We start from the raw sequence: 15,529 nt of genomic DNA, 5'->3' as shown, positions 1-15,529 counted from the left end.
CTTTTTATTGATTTTATTCACTGGTGACTCGGTTGACTTCCTGTAGGGATGTAATCCCCTGTATCACTTTTTTCAAACCCGAACGTCGTAAATTGTTGAATCCCGCTTTTTCCGAGGCCGCCGCAATTTCTAGGGCATTACCATCTTCCATAATGATTCTGGATATTTCTGGCGTTACTTTCATGACTTCATAAATACCGACACGGCCCTTGTAGCCTTCCCTGCATTCACTACAGCCTACAGGTTGAAATATCTGTAAATCTGGATTGGCCAAGTCTTGTTCAGTAAAACCTAGCTCTAAAAGACTTTGTTTAGGTACATCTACGGGTGCTTTACATTGTGAACATAAGCGACGTGCCAAGCGTTGCGCGATAACAAGATTAACTGATGTTGCGATATTAAACGAAGGTACACCCATGTTGCGTAAACGGGTTAAAGTTTCTGGCGCACTGTTGGTATGCAGTGTTGACATCACCATGTGGCCTGTTTGCGCTGCTTTAATTGCGATTTCGGCTGTTTCTAAATCACGAATCTCACCGACCATAATTACATCAGGGTCTTGACGTAAGAAAGCCTTTAATGCAGCAGAGAAAGTCAATCCTGTCTTTGGATTCACGTTGACCTGATTAATGCCTTCCAAGTTAATTTCCACAGGGTCTTCTGCTGTTGAAATATTGGTATCTTCAGTGTTTAGAATATTTAGACCAGTATATAGCGATACAGTTTTACCAGAACCTGTTGGACCTGTAATCAGTAGCATTCCTTGAGGCTTTTCAAGTGCTTCCATGAATAATGCTTTCTGGTTATCTTCATAGCCTAATGCTTCAATGCCGAGCATAGCACTTGATGGATCCAAAATACGAAGTACTAATTTTTCCCCAAATAGCGTGGGTAAAGAGTTGACACGGAAATCAATCGCTTTGGTTTTTGACAATTTAAGTTTAATACGACCATCTTGAGGCATTCTTTTTTCAGAGATATCCATTTGGGACATCACTTTTAAACGAGAAGCCAAGCGCGTTGCCATTTGTAAAGGTGGGGTAGCAATCTGGCGTAATACACCATCCACGCGGTATCGTACTCGATACATTTTTTCATACGGTTCAAAATGTAAGTCTGATGCACCCATCCGAATCGCATCAATCAATAATTTATTGATATATTTTACAATCGGAGACTCCTCTCCTTGGGCAGGTTCATCATCATCTTTAGGTGTGTCTGTCACGACATCCACATCTAGGTCAAAATCTTCACTATCACCGAAATCAAAGCTACCACTGTCACCAAACTGTTGTTCAATCAGTTTCTCAAGCTTGTTATGTTCAACAATAATCGGTTCAATATTAAGTTTGGTGTTAAAGCGAATGGCATCTAATGAATCAATATTGGTTGGATTGCTCGTAGCAACATACAAAATTTGTCCACGTTGTATTAACGGAACAACACGATGTTTTTGTATCAGCTTGTTGTCTGTTAAATCTTTGGGTAATAAGGCTGTATCATATACAGCAAGGTCAAAAAGAGGCTCATCGAATTCATGAGAAATACTTTCTGCAATGGTAAGTGGAGAAAGACGATGTTGTTCGATCAAATGAGCCACAATATCCTGTTGGGCCTTTTTTGCCGCATCAATGGCATTCTGCATGTTTGATGCAGACAAATGCCCCTCTTCGACTAAACGCCGAATGAACCCTGAAAATTTTGGAGACGTATGTAATCCTGACATCTGTCCGCCTTGTGACAATAAATGTTTATAATAGCTATCTTACAAAATTATACTTTTGTTGCGTAAAAATACTACTGGAGAAAGTGTCGTTTTTGACTTGATTCATATCTAAAACGTTGAACTGATCGAATTTTTTACAAATTAATTTTCTAAAACCAAGATAATTACCTAAAAATGGAAATAATAAAATCCGTCAGGAAATGACCTACTTTCAAATAAATAGAATGCTATTCCCTTATAACATTAATTTTTACAAACAACTGTACAGTGGTTATCAGGTTAAACCAGATAAAAAAACTGAATTTTATAAAAATCCGTGTAAAATATGCAGCATTTTTTACAAATTAGCAGTAGACCAAAGTATGTCGAGTCCGACCATTACCCCTTGGGTTGTTGGCAATTGGAAAATGAATCCAATGCATGCTGACGCTCTTCAATTAATAGAAGAATTTAAACGGCTATTACAACAGGACAATATTTTGCCTGAGCAATGCCATATTGGTATGGCACCGATTGCAATTGCGCTTACAAGTATTCAGGCACAGCTCAAGGATGCGGTTCGGACAATTTACACGGTGGCTCAGGATGTATCGCGTGTAGCGGGAACGGGTGCGTATACAGGTGAAGTGAGTGCAGAATTGCTCAAGGATAGCCAAATTGATTTTGTTTTGGTTGGCCATTCCGAGCGTCGTGAATTATTTGGTGATGGTGTCGAAACACTTCAGTCAAAATTGTATAATGCGTTGAATGCTGGTCTCAATGTGATTTACTGTGTGGGTGAAAGCCTTGAGCAGCGTGAGCAGGGACTGGCTGAGCAAGTGGTATTGCAACAAATCTGTGATATCGCCTCAGTGGTGAAGCCTGAACAGTGGCAAAATATTGTGGTTGCTTATGAGCCGATCTGGGCGATTGGTACGGGAAAAACTGCGTCACCAGCAGATGCCCAAACCATGCATGCAAAAATCCGTGAGGGGCTAAAGCAAATTACACCTGTAGGTGCGCAAATGGCGATCTTGTATGGTGGCAGTGTTAAGCCTGAAAATGCGGCTGAATTGGCGGCATGTCCAGATATTAATGGTGCCTTGGTGGGTGGTGCATCACTCAACGCACAATCTTTTTACCAAATTGCAAAAGCATTTGCACAAAATAAGTAACGGGGAATAGAAATGTATAGTTTTATACTCGTTGTACATATCATTTTAGCAATCTTGATTATTGCATTGGTTTTGGTACAACAAGGTAAGGGTGCGGAAGCAGGCGCGTCATTCGGTGGCGGTGGTGCGGCAACAGTATTTGGTGCATCTGGGGCGGGAAATTTCCTGACCCGTTTAACTGCGATCTTTACTGCATTGTTTTTCGTCACTAGTTTAACCCTGGCGGTTTTTGCGAAAAAACAGACCATAGATGCTTATAGTTTAAAAACTGTGCAAAGTTCAACGTCTGTTCCTACAACATCGCCTGAAACTTCATCAAATGCACCGAAAACGACAGAATAAGTCGAATTAATCCTTTCCTTTTGGGATTTAAAGGAATAGAATGCGTCCCAGAAAGCTGCGGTGGTGGTGGAATTGGTAGACACGCTACCTTGAGGTGGTAGTGCTTTCGGGCGTGGGGGTTCAAGTCCCCCCTTCCGCACCAAGCTTAATAACCAGTAAGTTTGGTGTTGCAGTGATTGTTGATGCGGGATGGAGCAGTCTGGTAGCTCGTCGGGCTCATAACCCGAAGGTCGTTGGTTCAAATCCAGCTCCCGCTACCATTTGATTAAGGTGCAACTTAATCAGGCAAATGTAAAGAAAACTTCAATTGACTTTTTTTTATATTTGTATATACTTTTTGCACGTTGATGCGGGATGGAGCAGTCTGGTAGCTCGTCGGGCTCATAACCCGAAGGTCGTTGGTTCAAATCCAGCTCCCGCTACCAAGTTTCTTAAAGGAGGCTCACAGTAAGGTGGGCCTTTTTGCACAGTGGGCAATGCTTTTCTGTGTAAAATAGGGGCGATTTACGCCCTTTTTTATTGGTTGTTTGGCTGTCGTGTAGTGTCGATATGAGTCGTATGGCGTGATCAAGAACATCATGCTTCACTATACGGGATTGATTGGCTCGCATGAGAGCAACGAGAGTAAATGAAATTATCAAATAAATCTCAAGCATTATATGATCTTATCGCACCAGCTGTGGCTGCCTGTGGTGTAGATTTATGGGGGATTGAGTTCCTGCCACAAGGTAAACGTTCTTTATTACGCATTTTTATTGATAAACCGATTGATGAGAGTGCTGAACCTGTCCTGAATGAAGAGGGTGAGGTTGAACAAGGGCGTGGCATTGGTGTTGAAGACTGTGTTCGCGTGACGCAACAGGTTGGTGCAATGCTTGATGTTCATGATCCAATTTCAGGTGAGTATGCCCTGGAAGTATCCTCACCAGGTTGGGACCGTCCATTCTTTCAGTTGTCACAAATGTCTGGGTATATTGGGCACCAGGTCGCTTTACGACTCATTGCTGCCGTTGAGAACCGTCGTAAATTTCAGGCAAAACTGCTTTCCGTTGATCTGGAAAATGAAATGATCCAGGTTGAAGTGGATGCTAGGCATATGCTTGAAATCGATAGTAATAATATTGATAAAGCAAACTTAATCTATCAAGACTAATATTAACTTAATTGTATAAGAAATCGGTAGGTGACTTATGGGCCGTGAAATTCTTACCGTTGTAGAAACGGTTAGTAATGAAAAAGGTGTTAGTCGTGAAGCAATCTTCCAAGCCCTAGAGCAAGCGCTGGTTGCGGCAACGAAGAAAAAGTTTTACGACGGCACACATTCGGAAGAAGCTCAGCTTCGAGTTGAGATTGATCGTAAAACAGGCGATTACCGCACGTTCCGTCAATGGACTGTCGTTGCGGATGAAGATCATGAAATGCCTGCATGTCAGGATGCCATCTCTGATGTAGACCCATCGAAGTGGTCAATTGGCGATGTGCGTGAGCTGGAAGTTGAATCGATTGAATTCGGTCGTATTGCAGCGCAAATTGCCAAGCAGGTGATTGTGCAAAAGATTCGTGAGGCAGAGCGTGCATTGGTTGCAGATGCTTATGAGTCGAAAGTGGGCGAGCTGATTTATGGTGAAGTGAAAAAGCAAACCAAAGATGGCTTTATCATTGACCTTGGTGACAATGCTGAAGCGTATTTGGCACGTGAAGAAACCATTCATAAAGAGATTTTACGTCCTAAACAACGTATTAATGCCATTTTGTATAGCGTCAACCGTGAAGGTCGTGGTGCGCAATTATTATTGTCACGTGCACGTCCTGAAATGCTGATTGCCCTGATGAAGAAAGAAATTCCAGAAATTTCTGAAGAAATCATTGAAATTAAGGCGGCAGCGCGTCAGCCAGGTGTTCGTGCTAAAATTGCAGTGAAAACCAATGACCATCGTATTGACCCTGTGGGTGCTTGTATTGGGATGCGTGGTACACGTATCCAGGCGGTACAGCAGGAGTTGAATGGTGAGCGTATTGATGTTGTGGTGTGGTCTGATGACCCAGCGCAATATATCGCAAGCGCATTGGAACCAGCTGATGTATCTGGAATCGTCCTTGATGAAGATGCACACAGTGCGGATATCATTTTCGCCACCAATGACCAGTTGGCGCGTGCCATTGGTTCGCAGGGGCAAAATGTTCGTTTGGCATCGGAATTAACGGGTTATAAACTCGACATGATGCTGGAAGAAGAGTATCGTGCTCGTCAGCAAAATGAGGCACAGCAATATCTGGATATGTTTATGTCCCGTCTCGATATTGAAGAAGATTTGGCTATGGCTTTGGTCGAAATGGGCTTCACTGCTCTGGAAGAAATTGCCTATGTGCCAGCTGAGACATTTGATGAAATCGAGCTTGAGGCTGATTTGGTCGAATTGCTGCAAAGCCGTGCAAAAGAGGCTGCTTTAACCGATGCGTTAAAACAGCAGGAAAATATTCAAGAGCCAAGTGCGGAACTTCTCGGTATGGATGGTATGACCACCGAGATTGCCTATGCATTGGCGGCGCGTGGTGTGGTTACGATTGATGACTTGGCGGACCAAGCGACTGATGATATTTCAGATATCGAAGGCTTGGGCCATGACAAAGCAGGTCAATTAATCATGAAAGCACGTGAATCATGGTTTAACTAGGAGATAATAGATGACGGACAAGTCGATTCAAGAGTTAGCGCTCAGCGTAGAACGTCCTGTAGAGAAACTCCTGGAACAGGTTCGCGATGCAGGTCTACCACAGCGTAAAGCAGATGACATTATTACCACTGAACAGCAGGATACTTTGGTTAATCACCTGAAAAAAGTACATGGTCAGGGCGGTGGTAACACAGGAAAAATTGCGTTGAAACGTACAACAACCCATACAGCCAAAGTCACCAGTACTTCGGGTAAAGCAAAAAGTATCAATGTTGAGGTGCGTAAAAAGCAGGTTTTTGCCAAGCCAAATCCAGAGCAGATCGCTGCGGAAGCCAAAGCACGTGCTGAAGCTGAGGCGAAAGCCCGTGCTGAGCAAAAAGGGCGTGAAGAAGCAGATAGCAAAGCTCGTATTCATGGTGAACAAAAAACCAATGCGACTTTGGAAGCCATGCGTGCAGCACATACTTCTGAAAGTGCTTCACAAGCTCCTGCAAAAACCGCAGTTGTGGTGAAAAAACGGGGTAGTGACAAGGTGATTAAAGCACCTGTTGTTAAGCCAACAGAAACACCTGAACAGAAAAAAGCCCGTGAAGCAGAAGCAGCCAAGTTAAAGGCGACTGAGGAAGCTGTACGTCGTAAAGCTGCGGAAGAGGCGCAGAAGCGTACGCTGGAGCAAATGCGCCAGATGGCTTCGAAATATTCAAATGATGATGCAACCACAACCATTCGTGTGATTGATGATTCACCTTTAGCCGCTGGACTTGTTGGTCAGGCGTATGAAGATTCTTTCAATAAGGAAGACCGTGAAATCAAGCGTGGCGGTGCAACTGCAAATCCACGTGCAAGCAAGAAAGGTGGCCGTGGTGGTGATGCCCAGGCAGAGCAGAGCTTTAGCAAGAGCCATCATAAGCGTGGCTTGAAAACCAGCCAGTCAAACAAACATGGTTTTGAAAAGCCTGTTAAGAAACAGATTTATGATGTAGAGATTGGTGAGAAGATCATCGTTGCCGATCTTGCACAAAAAATGGCGGTTAAGGTTCGTGAAGTCATCAAGACCCTGATGAAGATGGGTGAGCTTGTGACTCAGAACCAGGCCATTGAACAGGATACAGCAGTTCTTGTGGTTGAGGAACTAGGGCATAACCCTGTTCTTGTTTCTGATACGCAGGCAGAAGATAACTTGCTGGTTGCGGCTGAAGAGGCGCGTGGTGAGCAAACTACTCGTCCACCAGTGGTAACGATCATGGGTCACGTTGACCATGGTAAAACATCGTTACTGGACCGTATCCGTCGCTCTAAGGTGGCAGCGGGTGAAGCGGGTGGTATTACCCAGCATATCGGTGCATATCACGTTGAAACTGAGAAAGGCATTATTACTTTCCTCGACACACCAGGACACGCGGCGTTTACATCAATGCGTGCACGTGGTGCAAAAGCGACTGATATCGTGGTTCTCGTGGTTGCGGCTGATGATGGTGTGATGCCACAAACTGCTGAAGCAATTGACCATGCGCGTGCAGCAGGTACACCGATTATTGTTGCCATCAACAAGATGGATAAAGAATCAGCGGATCCAGATCGTGTATTAAATGAATTGACCACTAAAGGTATTGTGCCTGAGGAGTGGGGCGGTGATGTTCCGATTGCAAAAGTTTCGGCACACTCTGGTGCGGGAATTGATGAACTACTTGACTTGATCTTGATTCAGTCTGAACTGATGGAGCTTAAAGCTTCAGCAGAAGGTGCAGCACAAGGTGTGGTGATTGAAGCGCGTGTTGACAAAGGTCGCGGTGCAGTAACGTCAATTCTTGTACAAAATGGTACCTTGAATATTGGTGATCTGGTTCTTGCTGGTTCCTCTTATGGTCGTGTACGTGCGATGGTTGATGAAAACGGTAAGCGTATTACGTCAGCAGGCCCTTCGATTCCAGTTGAAATCTTAGGTTTACCTGATGCACCAATGGCGGGCGATGAAGTACTTGTCGTGAATGACGAGAAGAAAGCGCGTGAAGTTGCTGATGCTCGTTCAGACCGTGAACGTCATAAGCGTTTAGAGCGTGCAAGTGCAATGCGTCTTGAAAACATCATGGCGTCTATGGGTAAAAAAGATGTTCCTTATGTGAATGTTGTACTCAAAACTGATGTGCGCGGTACTTTAGAAGCATTACATGTTGCACTTGATGAACTTTCTACTGATGAAGTGAAAGTCCGTATCATTGGTTCAGGTGTTGGTGCAATCACTGAGTCAGATGTAACGCTAGCTGAATCTTCAGAAGCAGTGTTGTTAGGTTTCAACGTGCGTGCAGACAATACGGCCCGTCAAAAATCTGATCAGGATGGCATCGATATTCGTTATTACAGCGTGATCTATCATTTAATTGATGATGTAAAAGCTGCAATGAGTGGTAAGCTTGCACCTGAACACCGTGAAACAATTCTGGGTGTTGCAGAAGTACGTGAAGTGTTCCATTCAAGTAAGTTTGGTGCAGCAGCTGGCTGTATGGTGCTTGAAGGTGTATTGCACCGTAATAAACCGATTCGCGTATTACGTGATGACGTGGTGGTATTCCAAGGTGAACTTGAATCTCTTCGTCGTTATAAAGAAGTGGTTGAAGAAGTTCGTGCTGGTATGGAATGTGGACTTGCAGTCAAAGGCTATAAAGACATCAAAGTTAAAGACAAGATCGAAGTCTATGATGTTCAATTGATTAAACGGAGTCTTTAATGGCGGGTAGCCAACGCTTAAAGCGCATGGCGGATTCAGTACAACGTGAGTTGTCTGAGCTGATCCGTCAAGAGCTTAAAGATCCTCGCTTAGGTGGTCTAGTGACCATCTCTGCGGTGAAAGTCAGTGCAGACATGGGTTATGCTGAAGTTTATGTCACTGTGATGGGACGTGAACTTGGTGATGAGCAAAGTGAAGTCGCAAATAAAGAAACTTTAGATGTATTGAATAAGGCTTCTGGTTTTTTGCGTCATGAGTTGAGCCGTCGTATCAAGACACGTATTACGCCAAGATTGCGTTTCCATTACGATAAAACCAATGCCTATGGTAACTATATGTTTGGTCTGATTGCTGAAGCTGTGAAAGATCTGCCTCAACAAGGGCAAGACGATAAAGAATAAGTTCTAAAAGAAAGCCACCTTCGGGTGGCTTTCTTTATGGATGAATAATGTTATTAAAAAAGACCAACTATAGTTGGTCTTTCTTTTCTGTATTACGATGGTAACGTTGCCATGGTAGCGGACGATTTAAAGCTTCTGGAACATCACCACTGGTTGAACGCAAACGTAAATGAATTGCGGCTTGTGCCATTAAATTTGCAGATACTGGAGCAGTAATAAAGGCAAATAAAGTAATCAATAATTCAGCAAAACCGAAACGACCTTGAGTCGCTCCAAATATCATAGCTGCAATTAAAAAACTTCCTAAGCCTAGCGTACTTGATTTAGTCGGTGCATGCAGACGCATAAATAAGTCGGGTAAGCGAATCATTCCGATGGAACCTACGAGCATGAAAAATGCACCAAAGATCAAAAAGAACGAAATGATAATCTCAAAAATTATTTGCATAACCACTCTCCTTAATCAATCACATGTCCAGTGGTGAAGTAACGGGCAAGTGCGGCTGTGGATACAAAGCCAAGCATTGCAACCAATAGGGCACCCTCAAACATATTGTTGCTGACCCAGTAAATACCCAGCACCACAACCAAACAGGTGGCATTGAGGAACAGTGTATCCAATGCGAGCAGACGGTCAATCACAGACGGGCCAATAATCAGGCGGATGAGGCAAAGGAACATGGAGAGGGTAATGGCAATTAGACCAATACCCAGCGCATACGGTAAAATCGTCATTTACTTGCTCCCTTGTTCAGCTTTACATCAAAGATTTCAATCAAAGGCATTTCATAGCGCTTTTTAATATCCTGAATATCCAGCTCGGTATCATCTGTGCTGAGTGCGTGAACGAGGATATCCCCCCGTTCCTGATCAATCCCTGCTGAAACAGTTCCAGGAGTAGTGGTAATGATCATCGCCAGCAAGGTGTTGATCTGTTCATGTTCCGTTTCCAGTGGCACGCGATACCATTTGGGATGCAACTGATCCAGTGGACCCAGCACCAGTTTGGCAACACGAAAATTTGAAACAATGATATCCCACAGTACCACAAACACCAGCCTGATCGCAGGTAGCCAGTGAATGTGAGGGGTTCTGGCAATAAAGGGACGTACCAGACGGGGAATCACAATCGCCAGTAACAGCGCCATTAAAATGTCAGTCGCGTTCACACTGTGCGATAGCATCAGCCAGCTCAGAAACACCAGAAATGACACAAAGGGATGGGGGAACCAACGGTCGAGCAAGCTTATTTTTTGCATGTCAGTGTTCCTCCATTGGCTTTAACTGGGTTGAATTTGGAATTGTCGGCATATCCAGTGTTTGTTCAGCAATCTGGCGCTGCTTGTATTCCGAGATATGCTCACCCTGTAGGGTTGCTTTGGAAATAACATCGGGAATCAGCACGGCATTGTGGTCTTCAACTTCGCCGCCATATTTAGTTTCAGGCAGATAGGCTGGATCATAAGGCTGTACGCTGATCACACGACCCTGTGCATCTGTTTTTAAAATGGCCTGATTGTAGAGCGCATGGTTCTGGATTTGCTGTGCGGTGGATACTGTATAGTTGTAGATCGGAGCCGCAAACACAACGTAGCCCATCAGTCCCGCCAGAATGATATAGATGGCTTTATCATTACGATTTGGAGCAGATTCGGGCAAAGCCTGATATGCCGTGTAGGCAGCCTCATTCGGGTTCATCTCGGGAGGGCTAGCACGCCAGAACAGAATAAACCCCACCCGAGTGAATGCCAAAATACTGAGTAGGCTAACGATCAGGATAATAGCAATAATCCAACCCTGATAGGCAGTTTCAGCGGTGGCCTGTAAAATAAAGACCTTCCCCAGAAAGCCGCTAAATGGCGGTAAACCTGCCATCATCATCGCAATCAGGAAATAGGTCAGTGCCGCCGCCTTCTCATTCTTGATTTTGGGTGCAACTTTCAGGTGATCCTTGAACGTGCCCCGTTGAGCGGTGATCCAGCCACAGAACAAATAAAATGCCGCTGCAATCAACGTGCTATGCACCAGGTAATACAAGGCTGCTGACCATGCCTGCGTGTTGAACATGGCAATCGCGATCAGCAATGTACCCACAGATGACAGTACCATAAAGCCCACAAAACGACGTAGCCGTTCTGCAGCAATTGCACCAATCACCCCATAAATGGAAGTGATTAAGCCAATCAGCAATAGGGTATTCTTAAAAATGCTTTGTGCCATAGCATCGTCAAACACGGTACCATTAACACGTAAAATCGCATAAATCCCAACCTTGGTCATAATGGTAAATAGGGCGGCAACAGGTGTGCTGGCAACCGCATAGGTCTTTGGCAGCCAGAATCCGACAGGCAGCATTGCGGCCTTGATGCCAAACACTACAAACAGCAGTAAGCCACCTGCAATTGCCAGCTTGTGCTGGTCATCGTCCAGTGTAGGCAGGATACGACCCACATCTGCCATATTTAGGCTGCCAACACTGCCATAAATCATGCCCAGACCAATCAGGAACAGGGCGGATGCCAGTAGGTTGATGGTGACGTAATGGATACCCAACTGGAATCTTTGACGACCCTGACCATGTAGTAACAGTACATAGGAGGCCATTAACAGGATTTCAAAGAATACAAACAGGTTAAACAGGTCACCTGTCAGGAATGCGCCACAGACTCCCATGAGCAGGAAGTGGAACATGGTATGGAAATAGCGTCCGCGGGTGTCCCAGTTGTCGCTGGCATACCAGATTACGGGAATGGCCAGTGCATAGGTCAGCACCAGCATAAAGGCCGATAAGCGATCCAGTACCAGTACAATACCAAACGGGGCAGACCATTCGCTGAGCTGGTAAACACTAATCTGTCCTGTACTGGCAATCATCAGGTAACTGATGGCGGTCAGCAGACCGAGAATTGCTGAAATCAGGCTGATGCTACGCCGCCAGGGTTGTCGCCAGTCCTGTTTTAATGAACCTGCCCCAGGGTTACCCAGTAGCAACAGCATAAAGCTGGTCAATGCTGGAATCAGGATACTGATGATTGGAGTGTGAGTCTGCCAGAAAGTATTCAAATCAAACATTATGGCTCATCCTCACGTGGGTCATAGGTCAGGGTCGGCTCTTCCTTGGAGTCGACATGATCATTTCCCGATTCATAACGGCTGCGCAGTGCCAGTTGCACAACAAAGGCGGTGGTGGCAAATCCAATCACGATTGCAGTCAAAACCAGTGCCTGTGGCAATGGGTCGGTGACCTTGGTGGTTTCCGTCAAAATGGCGGGAGCATTGACCTGTAAACGTCCCATCGCAAATAGGAACAGGTTCACGGCATAGCCGATCATGGCAAGGCCAAGCACCACGGGAAAGGTTCTGGCACGCAGGATGAGGTAAATCCCTGTGGCGGTGAGTAGACCAATTGCCGAAGCCAATAAAAATTCAAGGCTGATCATTTATTCGTCTCCATTGGGAATAGGGCCAGACATGCTGGAGTGACGTGAGTCTCCCAGTACCGAGATCAATAACATGGTCGCCCCGACGACTGTGATATATACCCCCAGATCAAAGGATGCGGCGGAGGCAAGATGCATTTTGCCCAGTAAGGGGGGTTCCACATAAATGTGCGCGCTGGTCAGGAATGGACGTGACCAGAACCATGCCGCAATACCTGTCAATCCTGCAATGGTCAATCCTGAACCAATCCAGATTTCATAGAGACGACCAGACCGAGCTCCAATCATACGTTCAGCCTGTTCCTGACCCAACACAATATATTGAATGATCAGTGCCATCGCGGTAATCAGTCCCGCGATAAAACCACCACCTGGATAGTTGTGTCCACGCATGAAAATATAGGTGCTGACCACCAGCGCAAGTGGCAGTACCCATGATGCGGTGATACGTAACATCAATGGGGATGGATTGAAGCGGTAGGTCAGGCCCTGGGTCATGGTGGTGCCATGCGCACGCATACCATCCATCAAACAGAGTGCACCAATGGCAGCAATGCCTAAAACGATAATTTCACCGAAAGTATCGAAACCACGGAAATCCACAAGGATGACGTTGACCACATTCGAGCCGCCACCCAGAGGAATCGACTGTTGCATAAAGAACCATGAAATTGAATTATGGTCACGGGTCAGGATCATCCATGTAATCCAGCCAATTCCCAAACCACCTGCAATGGCCAGACTGGCATCGCGCCAGCGCCGTGAACGACTGGATTCATAAGGGGTGAGCTGTGGCAACAGTGACAAACTCATCAGCAATAAAACCGTGGTGACCACATCAACCGTGATTTGGGTCAGGGCAAGGTCTGGCGCTGACAGGGTAATGAATACCATGGTGACCACCAGACCCACTGCCCCACTAATCAACACGGCCTTGATGCGTTCATGGTGAAACCAGAGCATCATCCAGCAGCCAGAGAACAGAGTGAGCCACAGTACAATTGCCACCCACGGTGCATGGGTCAGTTCGCGTGTACCTGTGGTTAAGCCTTGGTTGAACAGTGGCAAGCCAACCATGAAAATGCTAAACAGCACAATCCAGAGCAGGTAGCTTTGCAAGGAGCCATTTTCAGTCGCCTGCTTAATCTTGCGGCTGTTGAGCAACAAATGTTTGAGGAATAAATCAAATAAAATTCGGCCCTGAAAGCGTCCAAACGAGGGATCAAGGTCGATTTTACGCAGTCGCCCCTGTTTGGCTAGGGCAAAATAGAACAGCGTTCCACCAACCAGTGCAATCAGGCTCATGACTAAAGGAGCATTAAAACCATGCCAGATGGCAAGATGGACACCTTCAAAATTTGGCTGCATCAGGCTGGCTCTGGTGACACTGTTGACCAGCGTGCCCGCAAGCAGGGCAGGGAAAATACCCACCAGAATACATAAAGTCGCAAGGATAATTGCAGGCAGTCGCATACCAAGTGCTGGTTCATGGGCATTCTTGTTTGGAACGTTTTTACCTACCACACCATCAAAAAACACGCCATGTACCAAACGAATCGAATAGCTGACCGCAAAGATTCCCGCCAAGGTTGCCACAATGGCCGAGATCACCATCACTGGGCCTGACAGGTTTGCCAGCAATTCGGTAAAGAACATCTCCTTGGAAATAAAGCCATTGGTCAGTGGCACGCCCGCCATGGAGGCGGCGGTGATCATGGTCAAGGTTCCCGTAAATGGAAGCAGTGCCCAAATCCCACTAAGCTTGCGTAAATCCCGTGTACCTGTTTCGTGGTCGATAATCCCTGCAATCATAAAGAGTGCCGCCTTAAAGGTGGCATGGTTGATGATGTGGAAAATGGCCGCCGCAACCGCAAGCGGGGAGCCAATCCCAAGCAGACACACAATCAGGCCCAAATGGCTGATGGTGGAGTAAGCCAATAAGCCTTTTAAATCTTCTTTAAAAATGGCAAAACCTGCTGCCATACACAGCGTAAACAGACCAACAAAGGTGACAATGTTGTGGTACATCGCGGCACCAATAAAAATTGGGGCTAAACGTGCCAGCAGGAAAATTCCCGCTTTTACCATCGTTGCAGAGTGCAGATAGGCTGAAACTGGGGTGGGTGCAGCCATTGCATTGGGTAGCCAAAAGTGGAATGGGAATTGCGCACTTTTGGTAAATGCACCCAGCAAAATCAGTAATAGAGTGGGTACAAACAGTTGATGCTGTTGGATGGTATCTTTCATCAGCACCAGTTGATCAATTTCATACGTTCCCGTAATCTGGCCAAGCAGCACAAAGCCCCCCAGCATGGCAAGGCCGCCCATACCTGTAAGGGTCAGGGCCATGCGCGCACCACGCTGTGCGGCATCGTACTGGCTCCAATAACCGACCAACAGGAAAGAGGAGATACTGGTCAGCTCCCAAAACACCAATAGAATGATCAGGTTGTTCGAAAGCGAGATGCCCAGCATGGCTGCCATAAACAGCATCAGCAACAAATACAGTTTACTCAGTGAGTTTTTGGGACTGAGGTAGAAATAGGCATAAATATAAATGAGCGTACCGATACCGCTAATCAGCAGGCCGAACAATAAACCGAGCGCATCCAGACGAAAACTCAGGTTGATGCCCAGTTGTGGCAGCCAATCCCAGCTTTGCAGCAGAGTATTGCCCTGAAGAACCGTTTCTGCCTGGATCAGAAGTAAAATAAAACAACTCAGGCTGATGCCAATTGCCCCAAGTGCCGTCACGCCCCGTGAAATACGTTGCAGTTGTGAGACAAGGGTGGTGCCGAGTATGAGCGGTAATAAGATAATAATCGGTAGCACACTGGTATCCATATTGATGATTTAGGTCGGGAGACCTAAGGATGAACTTTCTTTCAGGATTCACAGGCACTCAAGGAGAATACCAAAACTTCAAATCCAGAAACCCAATCAAGTGAACAGGGGCAGTCACAAGTTGTATTGCACAACTTGAAAATAAAAAATGAGATTTATTTTACTATAAAATATCAATAAAAATCTGATGTTATTACATGAAGTTACATATCATGTTGATGG

At 45.6% G+C, this 15,529-nt stretch carries 13 protein-coding genes and 3 tRNA genes; 9 read left to right on the top strand and 7 right to left on the bottom strand.

What is annotated here, in order from left to right:
• Positions 1–13 precede the first annotated feature (13 nt).
• Positions 14–1,726: a type IV-A pilus assembly ATPase PilB gene (gene pilB / locus F967_RS12600; RefSeq protein ID WP_004800277.1), complete on the bottom strand. Its 1,713-nt coding sequence runs from the start codon at positions 1,724–1,726 to the stop codon at positions 14–16.
• A 362-nt stretch (positions 1,727–2,088) separates the two neighbouring features.
• Between pilB and tpiA the strand changes: the two genes are divergently transcribed.
• The 9 genes from tpiA (at position 2,089) to F967_RS12555 (ending at position 9,023) form a co-directional block, all read left to right on the top strand.
• Entirely contained in the window at positions 2,089–2,880 is a 792-nt protein-coding gene (gene tpiA / locus F967_RS12595; RefSeq protein ID WP_004756291.1) for a triose-phosphate isomerase, read from the top strand.
• Positions 2,881–2,892: 12 nt separating this feature from the next.
• The gene (gene secG / locus F967_RS12590; RefSeq protein WP_004674407.1) at positions 2,893–3,222 is read left to right on the top strand and encodes a preprotein translocase subunit SecG; all 330 of its coding nucleotides are present in this window, start codon (positions 2,893–2,895) and stop codon (positions 3,220–3,222) included.
• Positions 3,223–3,279: 57 nt separating this feature from the next.
• A tRNA-Leu gene (locus F967_RS12585) sits at positions 3,280–3,364 on the top strand.
• Positions 3,365–3,405: 41 nt separating this feature from the next.
• Positions 3,406–3,482, top strand: a tRNA-Met gene (locus F967_RS12580).
• 88 nt (positions 3,483–3,570) lie between these two features.
• Positions 3,571–3,647, top strand: a tRNA-Met gene (locus F967_RS12575).
• A gap of 203 nt (positions 3,648–3,850) precedes the next feature.
• Entirely contained in the window at positions 3,851–4,375 is a 525-nt protein-coding gene (rimP, locus tag F967_RS12570; protein WP_004756290.1) for a ribosome maturation factor RimP, read from the top strand.
• A gap of 37 nt (positions 4,376–4,412) precedes the next feature.
• A complete protein-coding gene (gene nusA / locus F967_RS12565) occupies positions 4,413–5,897 on the top strand; it encodes a transcription termination factor NusA (RefSeq protein ID WP_004674409.1) in 1,485 nt (494 codons plus the stop codon).
• Between the two features lie 10 nt (positions 5,898–5,907).
• The gene (gene infB / locus F967_RS12560) at positions 5,908–8,622 is read left to right on the top strand and encodes a translation initiation factor IF-2 (protein ID WP_004762280.1); all 2,715 of its coding nucleotides are present in this window, start codon (positions 5,908–5,910) and stop codon (positions 8,620–8,622) included.
• Positions 8,622–9,023, top strand: coding sequence for a ribosome-binding factor A (locus F967_RS12555; RefSeq protein ID WP_004680697.1), 402 nt, complete (start codon positions 8,622–8,624; stop codon positions 9,021–9,023). The genes infB and F967_RS12555 overlap by 1 nt, the downstream gene beginning before the upstream one ends.
• A 67-nt stretch (positions 9,024–9,090) precedes the next feature.
• Here F967_RS12555 and F967_RS12550 read toward each other — a convergent pair whose 3' ends face one another.
• Genes F967_RS12550 through F967_RS12525 form a run of 6 tightly spaced genes read right to left on the bottom strand, consistent with a single transcriptional unit; the run spans position 9,091 to position 15,307 of the window.
• Positions 9,091–9,471: a Na+/H+ antiporter subunit G gene (locus F967_RS12550; RefSeq protein WP_004762278.1), complete on the bottom strand. Its 381-nt coding sequence runs from the start codon at positions 9,469–9,471 to the stop codon at positions 9,091–9,093.
• An 11-nt stretch (positions 9,472–9,482) separates the two neighbouring features.
• Complete coding sequence (locus F967_RS12545) at positions 9,483–9,758, bottom strand: monovalent cation/H+ antiporter subunit F (RefSeq protein ID WP_004680695.1); 276 nt, start codon at positions 9,756–9,758, stop codon at positions 9,483–9,485.
• Complete coding sequence (locus tag F967_RS12540) at positions 9,755–10,282, bottom strand: Na+/H+ antiporter subunit E (RefSeq protein WP_004800273.1); 528 nt, start codon at positions 10,280–10,282, stop codon at positions 9,755–9,757. The genes F967_RS12545 and F967_RS12540 overlap by 4 nt, the downstream gene beginning before the upstream one ends.
• Before the next feature lies 1 nt (position 10,283).
• Positions 10,284–12,095, bottom strand: a complete 1,812-nt coding sequence (locus F967_RS12535) for a monovalent cation/H+ antiporter subunit D (protein WP_004800270.1) — start codon at positions 12,093–12,095, stop codon at positions 10,284–10,286.
• Entirely contained in the window at positions 12,095–12,463 is a 369-nt protein-coding gene (locus F967_RS12530; protein ID WP_004674421.1) for a Na+/H+ antiporter subunit C, read from the bottom strand. The genes F967_RS12535 and F967_RS12530 overlap by 1 nt, the downstream gene beginning before the upstream one ends.
• Positions 12,464–15,307, bottom strand: coding sequence for a monovalent cation/H+ antiporter subunit A (locus F967_RS12525; protein WP_004800268.1), 2,844 nt, complete (start codon positions 15,305–15,307; stop codon positions 12,464–12,466).
• Between the last annotated feature and the right edge of the window lie 222 nt (positions 15,308–15,529).

It is taken from the genome of Acinetobacter sp. CIP 102637 (genome assembly GCF_000368425.1).
In the GTDB taxonomy this organism is placed as follows: Bacteria; Pseudomonadota; Gammaproteobacteria; order Pseudomonadales; family Moraxellaceae; genus Acinetobacter; species Acinetobacter parvus.
Note: the sequence above shows the minus strand (reverse complement) of the source record. Positions and strands in the feature narration are given on the sequence as shown.